Origin of the sequence: Rhodococcus kronopolitis (assembly GCF_042654025.1) — a bacterium.
GTDB lineage: Bacteria > Actinomycetota > Actinomycetes > Mycobacteriales > Mycobacteriaceae > Rhodococcus_G > Rhodococcus_G kronopolitis.
Genome location: NZ_JBHSFO010000002.1, coordinates 683,230 through 700,372, shown reverse-complemented (window position 1 = coordinate 700,372; position 17,143 = coordinate 683,230). Strand labels below are relative to the sequence as shown.

Below are 17,143 nucleotides of genomic sequence, written 5' to 3'. Positions count from 1 at the left end.
CGATTGCCTCGCATCACAGCCTTTAGGGGTTGTGGTGCGGGGCATTTCGCGTTTCCGGGGGTGTTTGTGCGGCCCGGGTGCCGCCGGCCCCTGGCTGTCGGCCTTCCGGTGTCATCGAGTGAACGGTTCCGTTCATTCGATTGCATCGAGTGGATGTGCCGTTCACTCGCCTCGTTTTGGGGGCCGGCGACGGGTTCGGTTGGCCGTGAGTCGGTGTCCTTCTGTGTTCGTGTCGGGTGTGCCCTCGTGCCGCGACCCCTGTGTGGGGTGGTGGTGTGGGGGCTTTTTGTGTTTCCGGGGTGCCGGCGTCCGCTCGCCCGCTTCCCGCCTCTCGCCGGCTGCCGTTGCCGGGCGAGTGAATGTGCCGTTCATTCGATTGCATCGAATGAACGCTTCCGTTCATTCGATGCGGGGCGGGCGGGTGGGCGGTGGGGAGGGGCGATGCGGGCGGGACTGGTGGTGGGGTGGCAGAGGCGTCCTGGCAGACTGTGCGGATGTTGTCGCGAAAGAATCTGCTGCGTTCTGTCCCAATCGCGCTTGCCGCGGTCACCGCGCTGACCCTGACGGGCTGCAGCTCGGACTCTGGGTCCACCGACTCCGCCTCGGATGCCTCGCTGGTCGAGGGCGACCTGAAGGTGCAGTTCAACGGCGACGAGCCGCCGACGCTGACCCTGCCCGCGGACAAGCCGGAGCTCGCCGCGACCAAGATCACGGTGGTGGCCGAGGGCGAAGGGGCCACGGTCGGACCCAACGACCAGGTGACCCTCGACTACCAGGGCACCAGCTGGGACACCGGTGAGATCTTCGATCAGAGCTACGGTGGGTCGCCTGCCACCTTCGCCCCGAGCCAGGTCATCCCGGGCTTCGCGCAGGCGCTCGTCGGGCAGAAGGTCGGCTCGAAGATCCTCGCCGAGATTCCGCCGGCGGAGGCCTACGGTCCGGCAGGCAGCGGCGCGCAGCTCGCGGGTCAGACGCTGGTCTTCCTGGTGGACATCAAGAGCGTCGCCTGACCTGACGCGGTCACGACAGGGGAGTTGCCAATCGGGTCGGGGCGCTGCGTCCGCGCAGCGTCACCGACTCGCCCAGCGTCCACAGCGCGGACTCCGCGTCGTCGGCGGCGTTGACCGCGCGGTCCGACGCGAGGATGCCGCAGTCGACCGTCTTGGCGAGCTCCGACAGGCGGGCCGCCTCGTTCACCGGGTCGCCGATCACGGTGTACTCGAATCGCTTGCGGGCGCCGATGTTTCCGGCGACCGCGGTGCCGGCGGCGACGCCCGCGGCTGCGGTGCAGTCGGGCACCTCGGCGCGGAGCCGTCGCTGGATCTGCCGGATCGCGGCCAGGGCACTGCCCGCCGGGTCCGGCAGGTCCGCCGGCGCCCCGAAGATGGCCAGCGCCGCGTCGCCCTCGAACTTGTTGACGAAACCGCCGTGCCGGTCGACCTCGTCCACGACCACCTCGAAGAACCTGTTGAGCAGGTTCACCACCTGTTGCGGGGGCTGTGAGGCGGCCAGTTGGGTCGATCCGACCAGGTCGATGAAGAACACGGCGATCTCCCGTTCCTCGCCGCCGAGTTCGGGGTTGCGTGCGATCGCGGCCGCGGCGACATCGTGGCCGACGTGTCGGCCGAACAACTCCTGGACCCGCTCGCGTTCTGCCAGTCCCGCGGCCATCCGGTTGAAGCCGCTCTGCAGTTCGCCGAGTTCGGTGCCGTCGTAGACCACGATCCGGGTGTCGAGGTGCCCGGCTTCCACCTGCGCCATCCCGGCGCTGACCGCGCGGATCGGTGCGACAGCCGCGGTCACCCCGAGCAGGGTGAGCAGCAGGCCGAACACCAGCGTGGCGCTGCCGATGGCGAGGATGGACACTGCCAGCTGACGCGGCGTGGCCTCCTCGTGCAGCAACGAGAACAGCGCCACCACGATCAGACCGGTGACGGGTACCCCGGTGCCGAGGATCCAGGCCAGCAGGCTCCGCCCGGCGACCCCCGCGATCCGGACCCGGCGCGGGTCGCCCGCCTCGAGTGCGCGGGCGGCGGTGGGGCGCAACGCGAACTCGGCGAGCAGGTACCCGAACGCACAGATCGTGGCGCCGCTCATCGCGATGGTTAGGCCGACCTTCGGGATGGTTTCGGGATTGATCCGGGCGTACGCGGTGGTGACCAGGATCATCCCGACGAACCAGAGCCAGATCTGGATCTTGGTCAGCTTCCACGGCATCGTCAGGGCCGCCGTCGCCTCTTCCCGCGTCGGCACCTCGCCGTTGACGGCCCACCGCAGCCCGTGCAGGGCGCGCAACGTGCCCCAGACCAGGCCGATGACGGTGGCCGCGATGACGTAGATCGGACCCAGCACGGCGTTGACGAAGAGGTACTCCTGCTTCAGCAGCCACGGTCCGGGGACCACGCTGATCAGCACGCCGACCACCAGGAAGCCGGTCAGGTTGGTCAGCAGCAGGCTGGCGGTGAGCAGGGTCTGCACCCGGAGCCGACGCCGTCGAGGTGTCTCGTCGGGCGATCCGAGGAGGCGCGAGCCCAACGGGGGTGCGGAAGCTCGGTCGATGGGCATGATTCGCCGAGCGTAACGGCTCCGGCCGACGGTGGTCAGAAACTGCGCTGGCGTGCTCTAGTGTGGTCCGCGTGCGTCTCGTGATTGCCAGCTGCCATGTCGACTACGTCGGCCGCCTCACCTCCCACCTCCCGAAGGCCCGGCGTCTGCTGCTGGTCAAGTCCGACGGTTCGGTGAGCATCCACGCGGACGACCGTGCGTACAAGCCGCTGAACTGGATGAGCCCGCCCTGCTGGCTGGTCGAGGAGGACGGCGACGACGGCGTCGTGCGCTGGGTGGTGACCAACAAGGCCGGCGAGGAACTGCGGATCACCATCGACGAGGTGGAGCACGACTCCTCGCACGAGCTGGGGATCGATCCGGGTCTGATCAAGGACGGCGTCGAGGCGCACCTGCAGGAACTGCTGGCCGAGCACGTGGAGACCCTGGGTGCCGGCTACACGCTGGTGCGTCGCGAGTTCATGACGGCGATCGGTCCGGTGGACCTGATGTGCCGCAACGCCGACGGCGCGTCGGTGGCCGTGGAGATCAAGCGGCGCGGCGAGATCGACGGCGTCGAACAGCTGACCCGCTACCTCGAACTGCTCAACCGGGACCCGCTGCTGGCCCCGGTCACCGGTGTGTTCGCCGCGCAGCAGATCAAGCCACAGGCCAGGACGCTCGCGGAGGATCGCGGAATCCGGTGCCTGACCCTCGACTACGAGGCGATGCGCGGCATCGAGAGCACCGAGTTCCGGCTGTTCTGAGCAGCCCCTAGGCTGGATTCATGCCGCGCCGCAATTCCCACCGCCGCCCCGCACCGCCGTCGTCGCTCGGGATGGCGCAGTCCCGCGTCGAGTCCGGTCCGGCCGGCTACGACGGCGAGCGTTACCTGGTTCGGCAGGTGCCGGGCGCACGGGCCACCAAGGTCTACCGGTGCCCGGGTTGCGACCACGAGATCATGATCGGCGTCGCGCACATGGTGGCCTGGCCGGCGGACCTCGTCGGCGGGACCGAGGATCGCCGGCACTGGCACACCGGATGCTGGAACGGGCGGGGATCGCGGGGGATCACCCGGCGTTGGTCGTGACGTTCTGCTCGGCGTCGTGATCGGACTCGTCGTGGTCGACGTCCTCGTCGGCTGAGGCCTGACGCTCGGCCCGCTCGGCCGCCTGCTCGGCGACGCCGTCGAGCAGTTCGCCCTCGCGGTTGACCGAGGCCAGCATGGCCGGCACCGAGTCGAGCTGGCCACGGATGCCCAGCAGCTGTGCGAGCACCCGGCCCCGGAGCACCCGCAGTTCCTCGGCGAGCTCCTTGGCGTGGGCGATCCGCTTCTCCGCCTGTTCGGTCGCGGTCTGCAGGCGTCGACGGGCCTCGTTGGTGGCGTCGACAATCCGCTGCTGGGCCTCGGCCTTGCTGCTCGCGTCGAGTTCCTCGACCGCGGTGATGACCTTGGTCCGACGCTCGCTCATGGTGATCTCGAAGTCCTGCTGGACCTGGCTTCGCTTGGCGTCGCCCTCGGCTTCGAGGCGGGCCCGCTCGTTCTGGGCGGCCTCGACGATGCGGGCGGCCTCGGTGCGGGCGGCGGCCATGGTCTGCTGGTGCTCGGTCTCGAGGGCGGAGCGCAGGTCGGCGAGCTCGGCCAACGCCGTCTCGTGCTCGCTGCGCATCGCGCTGCTGTCCTGCTGGGCGATCGAGACCATCTCGGCGGCCTCGGACTGGGCCTTGGCGCGGACCTCGGAGGCCTCGTCGGAGGCGAGCCGCAGCATCCGGGAGATCCGCTCGCTCATCCCCTCGGCGGTGGTCGGCGGCACGGACAGCCGGTCGACGTCCTTGCGCAGGTCGTCGATCTCGTCGCGCGCGTCCTCGAGCTGCATGGACAGGTCGCGGGCCTGCGCGGCCGCGGCGTCGCGATCGGTGGCGGTCACCCGAAGCTCGGCGTCGAAGCGCTCGAAGTAGTGATACACCTCGTCGCGGTCGTAACCCTTGCGAGCAATGGAGAAGGGCATCGGAATCGATCCGCGGTCGTACTCGTTGGCCATGCTCTCAACCTACCGTTGCTCTGCTGGGACGCTGTTGGCCCGTGGTGTCGGGCGTCGTGAAGCTACCCGAGTCCACCGCGTGGGGCCAGGGCCTCTCACACGGTGGACTCCGGGCGCTGTCGCTGGAGACCGGTCGGGTCGGTCAGTGTGCGGCGTCGGCCGCCGGCTCGACGAGCTCGACGAGCACGCCCCCGGCGTCCTTCGGGTGCAGGAAGTTGATCCGCGAGTCGGCGGTGCCGCGGCGCGGTGCGTCGTAGAGCAGCCGGACGCCGCCGGCGCGCAGTCGCTCGGAGATCGCGTCCAGGTCGGTGACCCGGTAGGCGAGCTGCTGCAGGCCCGGGCCGCTGCGGTCGATGAACTTGGCGATCGTGGAGTTCTCGTTGAGCGGGGCGAGCAGCTGGATCGCGGTGGACCCGGCCGGGCTGCCGGGCACCGACAGCATGGCCTCGCGGACGCCCTGCTCCTCGTTGACTTCTTCGTGGGTGCTGACCAGGCCCAGGTGCTCGGCGTACCAGGCGATCGCGACGTCGAGGTCGGGGACCGCGATGCCGACGTGATCGATTGCCGTCACGAGTTCGGAGGCCAATGGGGACGCTGCGGGGCTGGGGGCGGAGTGTGTCATACCGCTGACGGTAGCGTTAACGTATTTGCAGGCCTCGTCGGGATATGACTATCGCCACGAGGCCGGCCCGCCCGATCCATGGAGGAAACCGTGAGCAGTTCTGTCATCGTCGCCGGAGCCCGTACCCCGATGGGTCGGCTGCAGGGTTCGCTCAAGGACTTCTCGGGGTCCGACCTCGGCGGCATCGCGATCAAGGGCGCACTGGAGAAGGCCGGCGTCGCACCCGAGCAGGTCGAGTACGTGATCATGGGCCAGGTGCTGACCGCGGGCGCCGGGCAGATGCCCGCTCGCCAGGCGGCCGTCGCCGCCGGCATCCCGATGGACGTGCCGGCCCTGTCGATCAACAAGGTGTGCCTGTCCGGCGTGGACGCCATCGCGCTGGCCGACCAGATGATCCGCGCCGGCGAGTTCGACATCGTGGTCGCAGGCGGCCAGGAGTCGATGACCCGGGCACCGCACATGCTCGAGAAGAGCCGGGACGGCTTCAAGTACGGCGACGTCACGCTGCGCGATCACATGGCCTACGACGGCCTGCACGACGTGTTCACCGACCAGGCGATGGGCCTGCTGACCGAGCAGGTCAACCAGACCGAGGCGGCGCACGTCACCCGCGAGGAGCAGGACGCGTTCGCGGCGGCCTCGCACCAGAACGCCGCGCGGGCCTGGAAGGACGGCCTGTTCGACAACGAGGTCGTGCCGGTGCAGATCCCGCAGCGTCGCGGCGAGCCGGTCGTGTTCGCCGAGGACGAGGGGATCCGCGCGGACACCACCGTCGAGTCGCTGAGCAAGCTGCGCCCGGCCTTCAGCAAGGACGGCACCATCACCGCCGGTTCGGCCTCGCCGATCTCGGACGGCGCCGCCGCGGTGGTCGTGATGAGCAGGGCGAAGGCCGAGGAGCTGGGACTGAGCTGGATCGCCGAGATCGGCGCGCACGGCGTCGTCGCGGGCCCCGACTCCACGCTGCAGTCGCAGCCGGCCCGGGCCATCGCGAAGGCCTGCGCGCGGGAGGGCATCGACCCGAAGGACCTCGACCTGATCGAGATCAACGAGGCCTTCGCTGCCGTCGGCATCGTCTCGACCCGTGAGCTCGGCGTGGACCCGGCGAAGGTCAACGTCAACGGCGGCGCGATCGCCGTCGGACACCCGCTCGGCATGTCCGGCGCCCGGATCGCCCTGCACCTGGCGCTGGAGCTGCAGCGTCGCGGCGGCGGTGTCGGTGCGGCCGCGCTGTGCGGCGGTGGCGGTCAGGGCGACGCGCTGATCATTCGGGTGCCCCAGCAGTAACTCGCCCGGTCAGCGGCCACAACAGCATCAATCGCCTTCGACTACAAGGCGTCGTAGATCACACACGACGGCGCCTTGTTGTCCGATTTGCTCAGGCACAATGGTGGGCATGCCGAAGATCCTCGACGTGTCCACGCCCGCGAAGCGGTTCCGCCTGCTTGCCCAGTGGGAGGCCGTCACCTGGGCGGCCCTGCTGGTTGCGATGTTCTTCAAGTGGGTGCTCGGGTACGAGGAGGCCGTCCGGATCCCCGGAATGGTGCACGGCATCGCCGCCTTCGTCCCGTTCGTGTTGATCGCGCTGGTGACCGCGCGGTCGCTGAAGTGGGACCTGATGACCACCTTCTGGGCGTTGGTGTCGAGCGTGCCGCCGTTCGGGACGATCGTGTTCGAGCGCTGGGCCATCCGCAACGGCAAGCTCGCGGAGCTGTCCGCCGAGGCGGTCGCGTCCGGCAAGGCCGGCGATCCCGCCCTCGCCGAGGCCTGACTCCCAGACACTTCCGCAGTGCCCCCGAACCGTCCCGGTTCGGGGGCACTGCGCGTATCCGGGGTCCGGAGGTTCCCGGGCGTGCCGCGGTCCGGGTGGGAGGGGTGAGGCGCGCTGACACCGGGGTGGGCGTGCCAAAATGGCAGACGTGACTCGACCCGGATCTCGCCCGCCCGCTCGTCCGTCCGCCGCGATGGCGGCAGCCATGTCCGGAGCAGTGGACCTGTCCGGCTTCAAGGCCGCCGCACAGGCCCCGCCGCCGTCCGCGCAGGCCTCCGCGACCCCGGCCTCGGCGGAGGTCGGGCCGACGGGCCTGGCGGCCGTCGTCGACGTCACCGAGGCGACCTTCGAGGCGGAGGTGCTCGAGCGGTCCACCCAGGTGGTGGTGCTGGTGTCGCTGTGGTCGGAGCGGAGCCCGTCGAGCGTCCAGTTCTCCGGGGTGCTCGAGTCCCTGGCTCGCGCCGGTGCCGGCGACTGGGTGCTGGCCCGGGTGGACGTGGACACGAACCCGCGGATCGCGCAGGCCTTCGGTGTGCAGGCCATCCCGACGGTGGTGGCGGTGGCCGCAGGCCAGCCCCTCGCCGACTTCGAGGGCGTCCAGCCCGAGGACCAGGTCAGCGGGTGGCTCGAGCAGGTGCTGCTGGCGACCGAGGGGAAGCTCGCCGGTCCGCCTGCGGGTGACGCGCCGGAGGCAGAGGTCGAGGACCCGCGGTTCGTCGCGGCCGAGGACGCGCTCGCCGACGGCGACCTGGACGGCGCCTTGGCGGGCTACCAGGCGATCCTCGACGTCGAGCCGCAGAATCCGACCGCGCTGGGCGCGCTGCGCCAGGTGCGGTTCCTGGCCCGGGCCCAGGACCTCGCGCCCGACGTGGTTGAGCAGGCGGACGCCGCGCCGACGGACGTGCAGGCCCAGCTCGACGCCGCCGACATGTTGCTCTACACCCAGCAGGCCGAGGACGCGTTCGGCCGGCTGATCGAGACGATCCGGCGCACCGCGGGCGACGACCGGACGCTGGTCCGGACTCGGCTGCTCGAACTGTTCGAGTTGTTCGACCCGGCGGATCCGCGGGTGGTCGCCGCGCGCCGCAAGTTGGCCTCGGCCCTGTACTGAGTTCGGCCGCCTGCGTCAGCCGTAGCGGTTGGCGCAGGCGTCCTGGCCGCCGAGCACGCCGGACCGGAACGCGTCGACCCGGGCGAACCCGCTGGGCGCGGTGTTGCCGTTGACGTCGCTCGCCATCAGCCCGTCGGTCAGCAGCCCGGACACCGCCTCGTCGAGGTCGCCGGCGGACAACGTCAGCCCGCCCGCCTTGCCCGCCGCCGCGGCGGCGGTCCAGACGCCCGACAGGCAGGCCGCGCGGACCGCGGTGGTGGCGTCGGTGAGGGAGTCGCCGGCGAGCTGCTGGACGGCGAGCGTGAACCGCGATGCCACCAGCACGTAGGCGCCGAAGTCGCCGCGCACGTCGGCGACGATGTCGTCGGGGTCGCCGGCGCGGGGAGTGCTGCGCGCCACCAGCTCGGGCAGCGAGACGCCGATGGTCCGGTTCGCCGGGCAGTACGAGACCGGCTCGGTGGCCCCGGCGTCCGGGCAGCCGGTGTCGGCCCCGGAGAAGTCGACCTCCGGCCGCCGCGGCAGGGCGAAGACGGCCTGCAGCGAGTCGACGATGAGCCCGATGCTCTCCTCGGTGACCGGCATCTCGTCACCCGGTCCGGCGACGGACAGCTGGTGCGGGACCTCGGCCCGCCGCGCGTCGACCTCGGCAGCGTCGATTCCGGTGCACGCCCGGGCGCCGTCGGTGAAGCCGATCTGGAAGGCCGTCACCCGTTCGAAGGCGGTGCCGTGCACGGCCTCCGGGTCGTTGGGGTTGGTGTCGCGCACCGCGACCATCGCCGCCATCACCGAGTTCAGCCCGTCGGAGGTGTTGAGCGTGAAGTGCGCCGCCCCGTCCTTCGCGACGTGCCGCATGAACGAGCCGGCGAAGCAGTCCGCCTGCTGCTCGAGCACCAGCGTCGGGTCGTCGTCGCCGGCCAGGCCGGAATCGTGCTGGACCGCGTGGCCGTACTCGTGCGCCATCACCATCACCACTGCCATCGGCCCGAACGTGCTCATCAGCGTCGGCAGCAGCGTGCTCCGGTCCCAGCCGATCGAGCCGTCGCGGGTGCAGTAGCCCGCGTTGACCACTCCGTGGGTGTTGTCGCCGCAGAACGTGCCCGACTGCGGGGCGGCGGTGTCCGGGTCCCAGGAGAGCAGGTCGGTGACCGGCTGGAAGTCCCCGGCGAACACCCGGGGGTACTCGGTGCGCCAGAAGGCGGCGATGTCGTCGATGGCGTTGGTCGCCAGGACGTCGGCCGCCGAACCCGCAGACCCGCGGACCGGCAGCGTCGCGTCGGGCACCCCGGGACGCGGGCCGGACGGGCCGTCGGTGGCGGGCAGCCCGGCGACGGTGAAGGGGTTGGCGTAGATCGAGACGGCCCGTCCGCCGGTGGTCGAGGCGCAGCCGGCGACGGCGAGCGCGAGGACGGCGCCCGCGGCGACCAGGGCCCGGCGCCTGTTCACCCGCGGTCCAGTCTCAGCCAGAGGCCGCTGTTGGGTGCCAACGCGACCGCGGCCGACGCCGGACGGCCGTGCCAGGGCTGGGTGCTCGCGGTCACACCACCGAAGTTACCCATGCCCGAGCCCAGGTACTGCGTGGCGTCGGTGTTGAGCACCTCGACCCAGCGGCCGGGTTCGGGCAGGCCCACCCGGTACTCGGTGTGCGCGGTGCCCGAGAAGTTGAACAGGCACGCCACGATCGAGCCGTCGGTCCCGTACCGCAGGAAGCTGAGCACGCTGTTCGCGGTGTCGTTGGCGTCGATCCACGAGTAGCCGCCGGGGGAGTTGTCCATCGTCCACAGCGCCGGGTGGTCCCGGTAGGCGGCGTTGAGGTCGCGCACCAGCGCCAGCACGCCCCGCTGCAGCGCCGCGGTGGGGCCGGTGTCGAGTTGGTCCCAGTCCAGGCCGTGCTCCTCGGACCACTCGGTGCGCTGGCCGAACTCCTGACCCATGAACAGCAACTGCTTGCCGGGGTGCGACCACATGTAGGCGAGCAGCGACCGCAGCCCCGCCGCCCGGGTGTGGTCGTTGCCGGGCAGCCGGGTCCACAGCGTGCCCTTGCCGTGCACCACCTCGTCGTGGCTGACCGGCAGCAGGTAGTTCTCGCTCCACGCGTACATCAGCGAGAAGGTGATCTCGTGGTGGTGGAAGCTGCGGTGGACGGGGTCCCGGCCCAGGTATCCCAGGGTGTCGTGCATCCAGCCCATGTTCCACTTCATGGTGAAGCCGAGGCCGCCGACGGAGGTGGCCCGGGTGACGCCAGGCCACGCGGTGGACTCCTCCGCGATGGTTACCACGCCGCGGTGGTGCTTGTGCACGGTGGCGTTCATCTCCTGCAGGAAGGCCACCGCCTCGAGGTTCTCGCGGCCGCCGTGGACGTTCGGCGTCCAGCCGTCGGGCGGACGCGAGTAGTCCAGGTAGAGCATTGACGCGACCGCGTCGACCCGCAGCCCGTCCACGTGGAACTCGTCGATCCAGTACAGGGCGTTGGCCACCAGGAAGTTGCGGACCTCGCGGCGTCCGTAGTCGAAAATGTAGGTGCCCCAGTCCAACTGCTCGCCGCGACGCGGGTCGGCGTGCTCGTAGAGCGGGCCGCCGTCGAAGCGGGCCAGGGCCCAGTCGTCCTTGGGGAAGTGCGCGGGCACCCAGTCCACGATGACGCCGATGTCGGACGCGTGCATCAGGTCCACGAAGGCGCGGAAGTCGTCGGGGGAGCCGAACCGCGCAGTCGGGGCGTAGTAGGAGGTCACCTGGTAGCCCCAGGAGCCGCCGTACGGGTGCTCGGCGATCGGCAGCAGCTCCACGTGGGTGAAGCCGGTCGCCAGCATGTGATCCGAAAGCTGTTGCGCCAGTTCGTGATAATTCAGTCCCGGCCGCCACGACCCGAGGTGCACCTCGTAGATGCTCATCGGTGACTGGTTCGGCTCCGCCTCTGCGCGGGCGGCCAGCCAGGCGGCGTCGGTCCAGGTGTGGTTGCTGGCATCGACCACGGACGCGGTGGCGGGCGGCACCTCGGTGGCGAACGCCATCGGGTCCGCCTTGTCGGCCGTCGTGCCGTCGGCGCCGTGCACCCGGAACTTGTACAGCTCGCCGGCCTCGATGCCGGGCACGAACAGTTCCCAGACCCCGGTGGACCCGAGGGCCCGCATCGGTGCGGTCTGCCCGCCCCACAGGTCGAAGTCGCCGAGCACCGTGACGCCGCGGGCGGCGGGCGCCCACACCGCGAAGGAGGTGCCGGTGACCGGGCCGTCCGGGGTGTCGTAGCGGCGGGGGTGCGCCCCGAGCACCTCCCAGAGCCGTTCGTGCCGGCCCTCGCCGAACAGGTGCAGGTCCAGTTCGCCGAGTGTGGGCAGGAACCGGTAGCCGTCGGCGGTGACGACGGTGTGGTCGCCCGGGTACCGCAGTACCAGGCGGTAGTCCGCCGGATCGGCCACCGGGACGACGGCGCTGAAGAGGCCGTCGGCGACGTGGTGCAGCGGGTGGTCGACGCCGTCGATCCGGGCGACGACGGCCTCGGCGCCCGGGCGCAGGGCCCGGATCACCGTGCCGTCGAGGTGCGGGTGCGCGCCGAGCAGCGAGTGCGGGTCGTGGTGGGTGCCCGACGCCAGCCGCGCCAGGTCCGCCGGCGGGGGCGCGCCGACCCGGGCGCCCGGGCCGGCCGTCACGAGGAGGGCGCGCGGTGGGCCAGCTGCGTCCGCGCGGGGTAGGGGACCGGCGGCAACGCCAGGATGTGCGCGACCGCACGCCAGGGTTCGAGCCGGACGAAATTGTTCTGGGCCCAGTGGAACTGCTCGCCGGTCACCTCGTCGAGCACGGTGAGGTGGTCCTGCCAGTTCCGGCCCAGCGCCGGCATGTTCAGCCAGATGTGGCCCTGTTCGGCGCCGTACGGGTTGAGATTGACGACGGTGAGCACCGCGTCGCCGCTGACCGGGTCGAACTTCGAGTAGGCGAGCAGCGAGTCGTTGTCGATGTGGTGGAAGGTGAGGTTGCGCAGCTGCTGCAGCGCGGGGTGCGCGCGGCGGATCCGGTTCAGGGTGGCGATCCACGGTTCGAGGGACTCGCCGCGGGCCCGGGCCTCGTCGAACTCGCGCGGGCGCAGCTGGTACTTCTCCGAGTCGAGGTACTCCTCGCTGCCCGGGTGTACCGGAAGGTGCTCGTAGAGTTCGTATCCCGAGTAGACGCCCCAGGTGGGGGCGAGCGTCGCCGCGAGCGCGGCGCGCAGTGCGAACATGCCCGGGCCGCCGTGCTGCAGGCTCTCGTGCAGGATGTCGGGGGTGTTGACGAACAGGTTCGGACGGGCCTCGTCGGCCTTCGCCGCCAGTTCGAGCCCGAACTCGGTGAGCTCGTGCTTGCCGACCCGCCAGGTGAAGTACGTGTAGGACTGGGTGAACCCGCGCTTGGCCAGGCCGTACATCGGGGCCGGCCGGGTGAACGCCTCGGCGAGGAACAGCACGTCCGGGTCGGTCGCCTTGACCTCGGCGATCAGCCACTCCCAGAAGTCCGGCGGCTTGGTGTGTGGGTTGTCCACCCGGAAGATCCTGACCCCGCGTTCCACCCAGAACCGGACCACCCGCAGCACCTCGGCGTAGACGCCGTCGCGGTCGTCGTCGAAGTTCACCGGGTAGATGTCCTGGTATTTCTTCGGGGGGTTCTCGGCGTAGGCGATGGTGCCGTCGGGCAGGACCGTGAACCACTCGGGATGCGTTGTGGCCCAGGGGTGGTCGGGTGCGCATTGCAGGGCCAGGTCGAGCGCGACCTCGAGGTGCAGGCGGTGGGCCCGGGCAACGAAGTCGGCGAAGTCGTCGAGCGTGCCCAGCCGCGGGTGCACGGCGTCGTGGCCGCCCTCGGCGGCGCCGATCGCCCACGGTGACCCGACGTCGTCCGGACCGGGTGTCAGGGAGTTGTTGGGGCCCTTGCGGTTCACCCGGCCGATCGGGTGGATCGGCGGCAGGTAGACCACGTCGAAGCCCATCGCCGCGATCCGCGGCAGGTCGTTGCCTGCGGTCGCAAAGGTGCCGTGCCGCGGTGTGCCGTCGGGCTCCCGGCCGCCGGTCGACCGCGGGAAGAACTCGTACCAGGAGCCGAACAGTGCGCGTCGGCGGTCCACCCACACCGTGCCCGGCCGGCCCTCGGTGAGAAGCTCCCGCAACGGGTGCGCGCGCAGCAGCGTGGTGAGATCGGCGGCGAAGGCGGGGGCCACCCGGGCGGGCAACTGCTGGTCGCTGCGCAGGGCCGCCGCCGCCGCGAGGACGCGGGCCCCGTCCCCGGCCGGGACGGACCCGGCGGCCCGCTCGAACAGTCGGGCGCCGATTTCGAGGTCGTTGGCCAGTTCGTTCGGGCCCTGGCCGACCGACAGCTTCGCCTCGACCGCGTTGCGCCAGGTGGTGACGGGATCGCTCCAGCCCTCCACCGTGAAGGTCCACGGGCCGGGCATGGTGGGGACGAAGACCGCGGCGAAGGTGTCGGGCAGCGGGCCGGGCCGCATCGGGATCCGGACGGCGGTCGCGGCGCCCGGGCCGCGGACCGCGAGGGTGGCCGCGACCGCGTCGTGCCCCTCGCGCCAGACCGTCGCCGAGACCGGGAACGTCTCGCCGACGACGGCCTTCGCCGGGAAGCGCCCGCCCTCGATGTCGGGGACGACGTCGTCGATGCCTATCCGCCCGGTCATGGACCACCACCTTACGGGTACGGCCGGGGTGTCCGCTGGATCGAACACCCGGTCGTCACGACAGGACCGCGGGCCCGTCGGTGGGTAGTCTTCGCAGGGTGAAAGCCTTGCGTCGGTTCACCGTCCGTGCCCACCTCCCCGCCCGGCTCGCCGCGCTCGGACCGCTCTCGACCAACCTGCGGTGGTCCTGGCACCCGGAGACCCAGGACCTGTTCGCGCGGATCGACCCGGGGCTGTGGCAGGAGTTGGGCGGCGACCCCGTGCGGATGCTCGGCGAGGTGTCGCCGGACCGGCTCGACGCGCTGGCCCTCGACCCGGACTACGTGGCCGAGCTGGACCGCCGCGCCGCGGACCTCGACGAGTACCTCGACCGGCCCCGCTGGTACCAGAACCAGCAGGCGAAGGGGGTCGACCTGCCCACCGGGATCGCCTACTTCTCAATGGAGTTCGGCGTCAGCGAGGTGCTGCCGAACTACTCCGGCGGCCTCGGCATCCTGGCGGGCGACCACCTCAAGGCGGCGTCCGACCTGGGTGTGCCGCTGATCGGTGTGGGCCTGCTCTACCGGTCCGGGTACTTCCGGCAGTCGCTGACCGCGGACGGCTGGCAGGCCGAGCACTACCCGTCGCTGGACCCGCAGGGACTGCCGCTGCGCCTGCTCGCCGAGCCGGCGTCCGGGGCGCCGGTGCTGCTGCACGTCGCGATGCCCGGCAACCGGGTGCTGCGCGCCCGCGTGTGGATTGCGCAGGTCGGCCGGGTGCCGCTGCTGCTGCTGGACTCCGACATCGCGGAGAACGACCCGGAACTGCGCGCGGTCACCGACCGGCTCTACGGCGGCGACCAGGACCACCGGATCAAGCAAGAGATCCTGGCCGGGATCGGCGGGGTGCGGGCGGTGCGGGCGTACACCCGCTCGATGGGCCTGGCCGATCCCGAGGTGTTCCACATGAACGAGGGGCACGCGGGCTTCCTCGGGGTGGAGCGGATCCGTGAGCTGATCACCGGGGCGGGGCTGGACTTCGACTCCGCGCTGGCCGCGGTGCGGGCGGCCACCGTGTTCACCACCCACACCCCGGTGCCGGCCGGCATCGACCGCTTCCCGGCGGACCTGGTGCGGCACTACTTCTCCGGTGCCAACGGGGAGAACGAGTCCGCGATGCTGCCGGGTCTGGTCGTCGACCGGATCATCGAGTTGGGCCGCGAGGGCGACCCGTCGGTGTTCAACATGGCGCACATGGGCCTTCGGCTCGGCCAGCGCGCAAACGGGGTGTCCCGGCTGCACGGCTCGGTCAGCCGGGAGATGTTCAACGGGTTGTGGCCTGGCTTCGACGCGGACGAGGTGCCGATCGGCTCGGTCACCAACGGCGTGCACGCACCGACCTGGGCGGCCCGCGAGTGGATGGACCTGGCCCGGCGGGTGGTGGGTCCGGACCTGGTCGAGGAGGCGCGCGGCTGGGAGCGGCTGCACGAGATCTCGCCCGGTGAGCTGTGGTCTACCCGGAACACCCTGCGCGCTCAGCTCGTGGCGGAGGTGCGTCGCCGGGTGCGGGCGTCGTGGCTCGAGCGGGGCGCCACCGATGCCGAACTGGGCTGGGTGTCAGGGGTTTTCGATCCCGGCGTGCTGACCGTGGGCTTCGCGCGCCGGGTGCCGACGTACAAGCGGCTGACGCTGATGCTGCGCGACCCCGATCGGCTGCGGGCGATGCTGCTCGATCCGGTGCGGCCGGTGCAGCTGGTGGTGGCGGGCAAGTCGCACCCCGCGGACGACGGCGGCAAGGCGCTGATCCAGCAGGTGGTGCGGTTCGCCGACGAGCACGACGTGCGGCACCGGATCGTCTTCCTGCCCGACTACGACATGTCGATGGCCCGCTACCTGTACTGGGGCTGCGACGTCTGGCTGAACAACCCGCTGCGCCCGCTGGAGGCGTGCGGGACGTCGGGCATGAAGTCGGCGCTCAACGGCGGGCTGAACCTGTCCATCCGCGACGGCTGGTGGGACGAGATGTTCGACGGCGAGAACGGTTGGGCCATCCCGACCGCGGACGGCGTCACCGACGAGGTGCGCCGCGACGACCTCGAGGCGGGCGCCATGTACGAACTGCTCGAGCAGCAGGTGCTGCCCAAGTTCTACGACCGCGGGGCCGACGGCCTGCCCGGCCGGTGGGTGGAGATGGTCCGGCACACCCTGCAGGACCTGGGCCCGAAGGTGCTGGCCTCGCGGATGGTGCGCGACTACGTGGTGGGCCTGTACGCCCCGGCGGCGCGGGCCGCGCGCACCGCGGTGGCCGACGGCTACGCGGGTGCCCGGCAGGTCGCGGCGTACCGCGGTCGGGTCGAGGCGGCGTGGCCCCGCGTGCAGGTGGTCCAGGTGGACAGCTCGGGGCTGCCCGACACCCCGGAGATCGGCGCGGCGCTGGCGCTGCGGGCGCACGTGCGGCTCGGCGGGCTGGCGCCGTCCGAGGTGGCGGTGCAGGCCGTGCTGGGCCGGGTCGGGCCCGGGGAGGAGCTCTCGGACGTGGTGATCGTGCCGATGACCTATGCCGGGTCGGAGGACCTCGGGGAGCTGTTCGTCGCGGACACCCGGATGCCGCTCTCCGGTGCGGTCGGCTACACGGTCCGGGTGCTGCCGCACCACGAGCTGCTGGCCGGGGACGCCGAGCTGGCGCTGGTCGCGACGCCCGCGGGGTAACCGGCGGCCGTCGCGCCGCGGATCGGTCGTCCCAGTGCGGTGGTGACCGACGATCGGCCGCGCCCGGGTCGTCGGTGGCGAGCGTGGCGTTCCGCCGGTGGACGGACGGCCGATGGGAGGATCGCGACATGTCGATCACCGTCCGAAAGTCCGAACCCGCCGACCGCGCCGCCATTCTCGCGCTGATGCAGGCGTCCACCGGCGAGCACCTGACGCCGGAGCAGCGGGCCGAGCAGGGATTCGTCCAGGGCGTGATGGACGAGGAGACGCTCACCCGGTTCATGAACGGCCCGGGGGTGTTCCTCGCGGAGGAGGACGGCGAGCTGGCCGGCTTCGCGATGACGGCGGAGCCGTCCCCGGCGGCCGGCGGCCCGGTCCAGGGGACGGTGGACGCGGTGACCGCGGAGGTTCCGGCGGGCACCAAGTTCTTCCTCTACGGCCCGGTCGCGGTCGACGCGCGGTTCCAGGGGCGCGGCGTGCTCACCAAGCTGCTGACCGCGCTGTCCCGCGAGCTGGCCGGACGGTACGCGCTCGGCGCGCTGTTCGTCGAGGAGTCGAACGCGAAGTCGCTCGCGGTGCACCGGCACTACGGCATGACGGAGGCCGCCAGGTTCGCAGTCGGCGAGCGCTGGTACGTGGTGTTCACCTTCGAGCCCGCGACGTTCGCGGAGCGAACCGACTGACCCTGACGCGGAGCGAACCGACTGACCCTGACGCGGAGC

14 protein-coding genes are annotated in these 17,143 nt (G+C 71.4%); 8 read left to right on the top strand and 6 right to left on the bottom strand.

The window, feature by feature from the left end; all coding sequences use genetic code 11:
- The first annotated feature begins 494 nt into the window (after positions 1-494).
- Complete coding sequence (locus tag ACFO6S_RS06515; RefSeq protein ID WP_378415182.1) at positions 495-1,010, top strand: FKBP-type peptidyl-prolyl cis-trans isomerase; 516 nt, start codon at positions 495-497, stop codon at positions 1,008-1,010.
- A 10-nt stretch (positions 1,011-1,020) separates the two neighbouring features.
- On the opposite strand, the gene ACFO6S_RS06510 is transcribed toward ACFO6S_RS06515, so the two are convergent.
- Positions 1,021-2,565 carry an adenylate/guanylate cyclase domain-containing protein gene (locus tag ACFO6S_RS06510; RefSeq protein WP_378415180.1) on the bottom strand — a complete coding sequence of 515 codons (1,545 nt, stop codon included), beginning with the start codon at positions 2,563-2,565 and terminating at the stop codon, positions 1,021-1,023.
- 71 nt (positions 2,566-2,636) lie between these two features.
- On the opposite strand from ACFO6S_RS06510, the gene nucS reads away from it, so the two are divergent.
- Together nucS and ACFO6S_RS06500 are read left to right on the top strand one after the other, a co-directional pair.
- A complete protein-coding gene (gene nucS, locus ACFO6S_RS06505) occupies positions 2,637-3,311 on the top strand; it encodes an endonuclease NucS (protein ID WP_378415179.1) in 675 nt (224 codons plus the stop codon).
- 20 nt (positions 3,312-3,331) lie between these two features.
- Positions 3,332-3,634 (top strand): ATP/GTP-binding protein, encoded by a 303-nt coding sequence (locus ACFO6S_RS06500; RefSeq protein ID WP_378415177.1) that lies wholly within the window; start codon positions 3,332-3,334, stop codon positions 3,632-3,634.
- Here the strand turns inward: ACFO6S_RS06500 and ACFO6S_RS06495 are convergent.
- The gene (locus ACFO6S_RS06495) at positions 3,615-4,586 is read right to left on the bottom strand and encodes a coiled-coil domain-containing protein (protein ID WP_378415175.1); all 972 of its coding nucleotides are present in this window, start codon (positions 4,584-4,586) and stop codon (positions 3,615-3,617) included. The two genes, ACFO6S_RS06500 and ACFO6S_RS06495, sit on opposite strands and share 20 nt — an antisense overlap.
- A gap of 142 nt (positions 4,587-4,728) precedes the next feature.
- Positions 4,729-5,208 (bottom strand): methylmalonyl-CoA epimerase, encoded by a 480-nt coding sequence (gene mce / locus ACFO6S_RS06490; RefSeq protein ID WP_378415174.1) that lies wholly within the window; start codon positions 5,206-5,208, stop codon positions 4,729-4,731.
- Between the two features lie 90 nt (positions 5,209-5,298).
- On the opposite strand from mce, the gene ACFO6S_RS06485 reads away from it, so the two are divergent.
- The 3 genes from ACFO6S_RS06485 (at position 5,299) to ACFO6S_RS06475 (ending at position 8,087) form a co-directional block, all read left to right on the top strand.
- Positions 5,299-6,492, top strand: a complete 1,194-nt coding sequence (locus tag ACFO6S_RS06485) for an acetyl-CoA C-acetyltransferase (RefSeq protein ID WP_378415170.1) — start codon at positions 5,299-5,301, stop codon at positions 6,490-6,492.
- Between the two features lie 109 nt (positions 6,493-6,601).
- Positions 6,602-6,976: a DUF3817 domain-containing protein gene (locus ACFO6S_RS06480; RefSeq protein ID WP_378415169.1), complete on the top strand. Its 375-nt coding sequence runs from the start codon at positions 6,602-6,604 to the stop codon at positions 6,974-6,976.
- A gap of 205 nt (positions 6,977-7,181) precedes the next feature.
- Positions 7,182-8,087, top strand: a complete 906-nt coding sequence (locus tag ACFO6S_RS06475) for a co-chaperone YbbN (protein ID WP_378415167.1) — start codon at positions 7,182-7,184, stop codon at positions 8,085-8,087.
- A gap of 15 nt (positions 8,088-8,102) precedes the next feature.
- Here ACFO6S_RS06475 and ACFO6S_RS06470 read toward each other — a convergent pair whose 3' ends face one another.
- From ACFO6S_RS06470 to ACFO6S_RS06460, 3 genes are read right to left on the bottom strand one after another with little or no spacing between them, the layout of a single operon-like run.
- Entirely contained in the window at positions 8,103-9,530 is a 1,428-nt protein-coding gene (locus ACFO6S_RS06470) for a neutral zinc metallopeptidase (RefSeq protein WP_378415165.1), read from the bottom strand.
- Positions 9,527-11,731 (bottom strand): 1,4-alpha-glucan branching protein GlgB, encoded by a 2,205-nt coding sequence (gene glgB, locus ACFO6S_RS06465; RefSeq protein ID WP_378415163.1) that lies wholly within the window; start codon positions 11,729-11,731, stop codon positions 9,527-9,529. The genes ACFO6S_RS06470 and glgB overlap by 4 nt, the downstream gene beginning before the upstream one ends.
- The gene (locus tag ACFO6S_RS06460; RefSeq protein WP_378415161.1) at positions 11,728-13,734 is read right to left on the bottom strand and encodes a maltotransferase domain-containing protein; all 2,007 of its coding nucleotides are present in this window, start codon (positions 13,732-13,734) and stop codon (positions 11,728-11,730) included. Before ACFO6S_RS06460 ends, glgB begins: the two co-directional genes overlap by 4 nt.
- Before the next feature lie 98 nt (positions 13,735-13,832).
- On the opposite strand from ACFO6S_RS06460, the gene glgP reads away from it, so the two are divergent.
- Positions 13,833-16,421: an alpha-glucan family phosphorylase gene (glgP, locus tag ACFO6S_RS06455; RefSeq protein WP_378415159.1), complete on the top strand. Its 2,589-nt coding sequence runs from the start codon at positions 13,833-13,835 to the stop codon at positions 16,419-16,421.
- 128 nt (positions 16,422-16,549) lie between these two features.
- Entirely contained in the window at positions 16,550-17,104 is a 555-nt protein-coding gene (locus tag ACFO6S_RS06450; protein ID WP_378415157.1) for a GNAT family N-acetyltransferase, read from the top strand.
- The last annotated feature ends 39 nt before the right edge of the window (positions 17,105-17,143 follow it).

What these genes read in the sequence shown, in the direction of transcription:
- ACFO6S_RS06515 (WP_378415182.1), top strand. Translation starts at nt 495, where the DNA reads ATGTTGTCGCGAAAGAATCTGCTGCGTTCTGTCCCAATCGCGCTTGCC.
- ACFO6S_RS06510 (WP_378415180.1), bottom strand. Translation starts at nt 2,565, where the DNA reads ATGCCCATCGACCGAGCTTCCGCACCCCCGTTGGGCTCGCGCCTCCTC.
- ACFO6S_RS06500 (WP_378415177.1), top strand. Translation starts at nt 3,332, where the DNA reads ATGCCGCGCCGCAATTCCCACCGCCGCCCCGCACCGCCGTCGTCGCTC.
- ACFO6S_RS06495 (WP_378415175.1), bottom strand. Translation starts at nt 4,586, where the DNA reads ATGGCCAACGAGTACGACCGCGGATCGATTCCGATGCCCTTCTCCATT.
- mce (WP_378415174.1), bottom strand. Translation starts at nt 5,208, where the DNA reads ATGACACACTCCGCCCCCAGCCCCGCAGCGTCCCCATTGGCCTCCGAA.
- ACFO6S_RS06480 (WP_378415169.1), top strand. Translation starts at nt 6,602, where the DNA reads ATGCCGAAGATCCTCGACGTGTCCACGCCCGCGAAGCGGTTCCGCCTG.
- ACFO6S_RS06475 (WP_378415167.1), top strand. Translation starts at nt 7,182, where the DNA reads ATGTCCGGAGCAGTGGACCTGTCCGGCTTCAAGGCCGCCGCACAGGCC.
- ACFO6S_RS06460 (WP_378415161.1), bottom strand. Translation starts at nt 13,734, where the DNA reads ATGACCGGGCGGATAGGCATCGACGACGTCGTCCCCGACATCGAGGGC.
- ACFO6S_RS06450 (WP_378415157.1), top strand. Translation starts at nt 16,550, where the DNA reads ATGTCGATCACCGTCCGAAAGTCCGAACCCGCCGACCGCGCCGCCATT.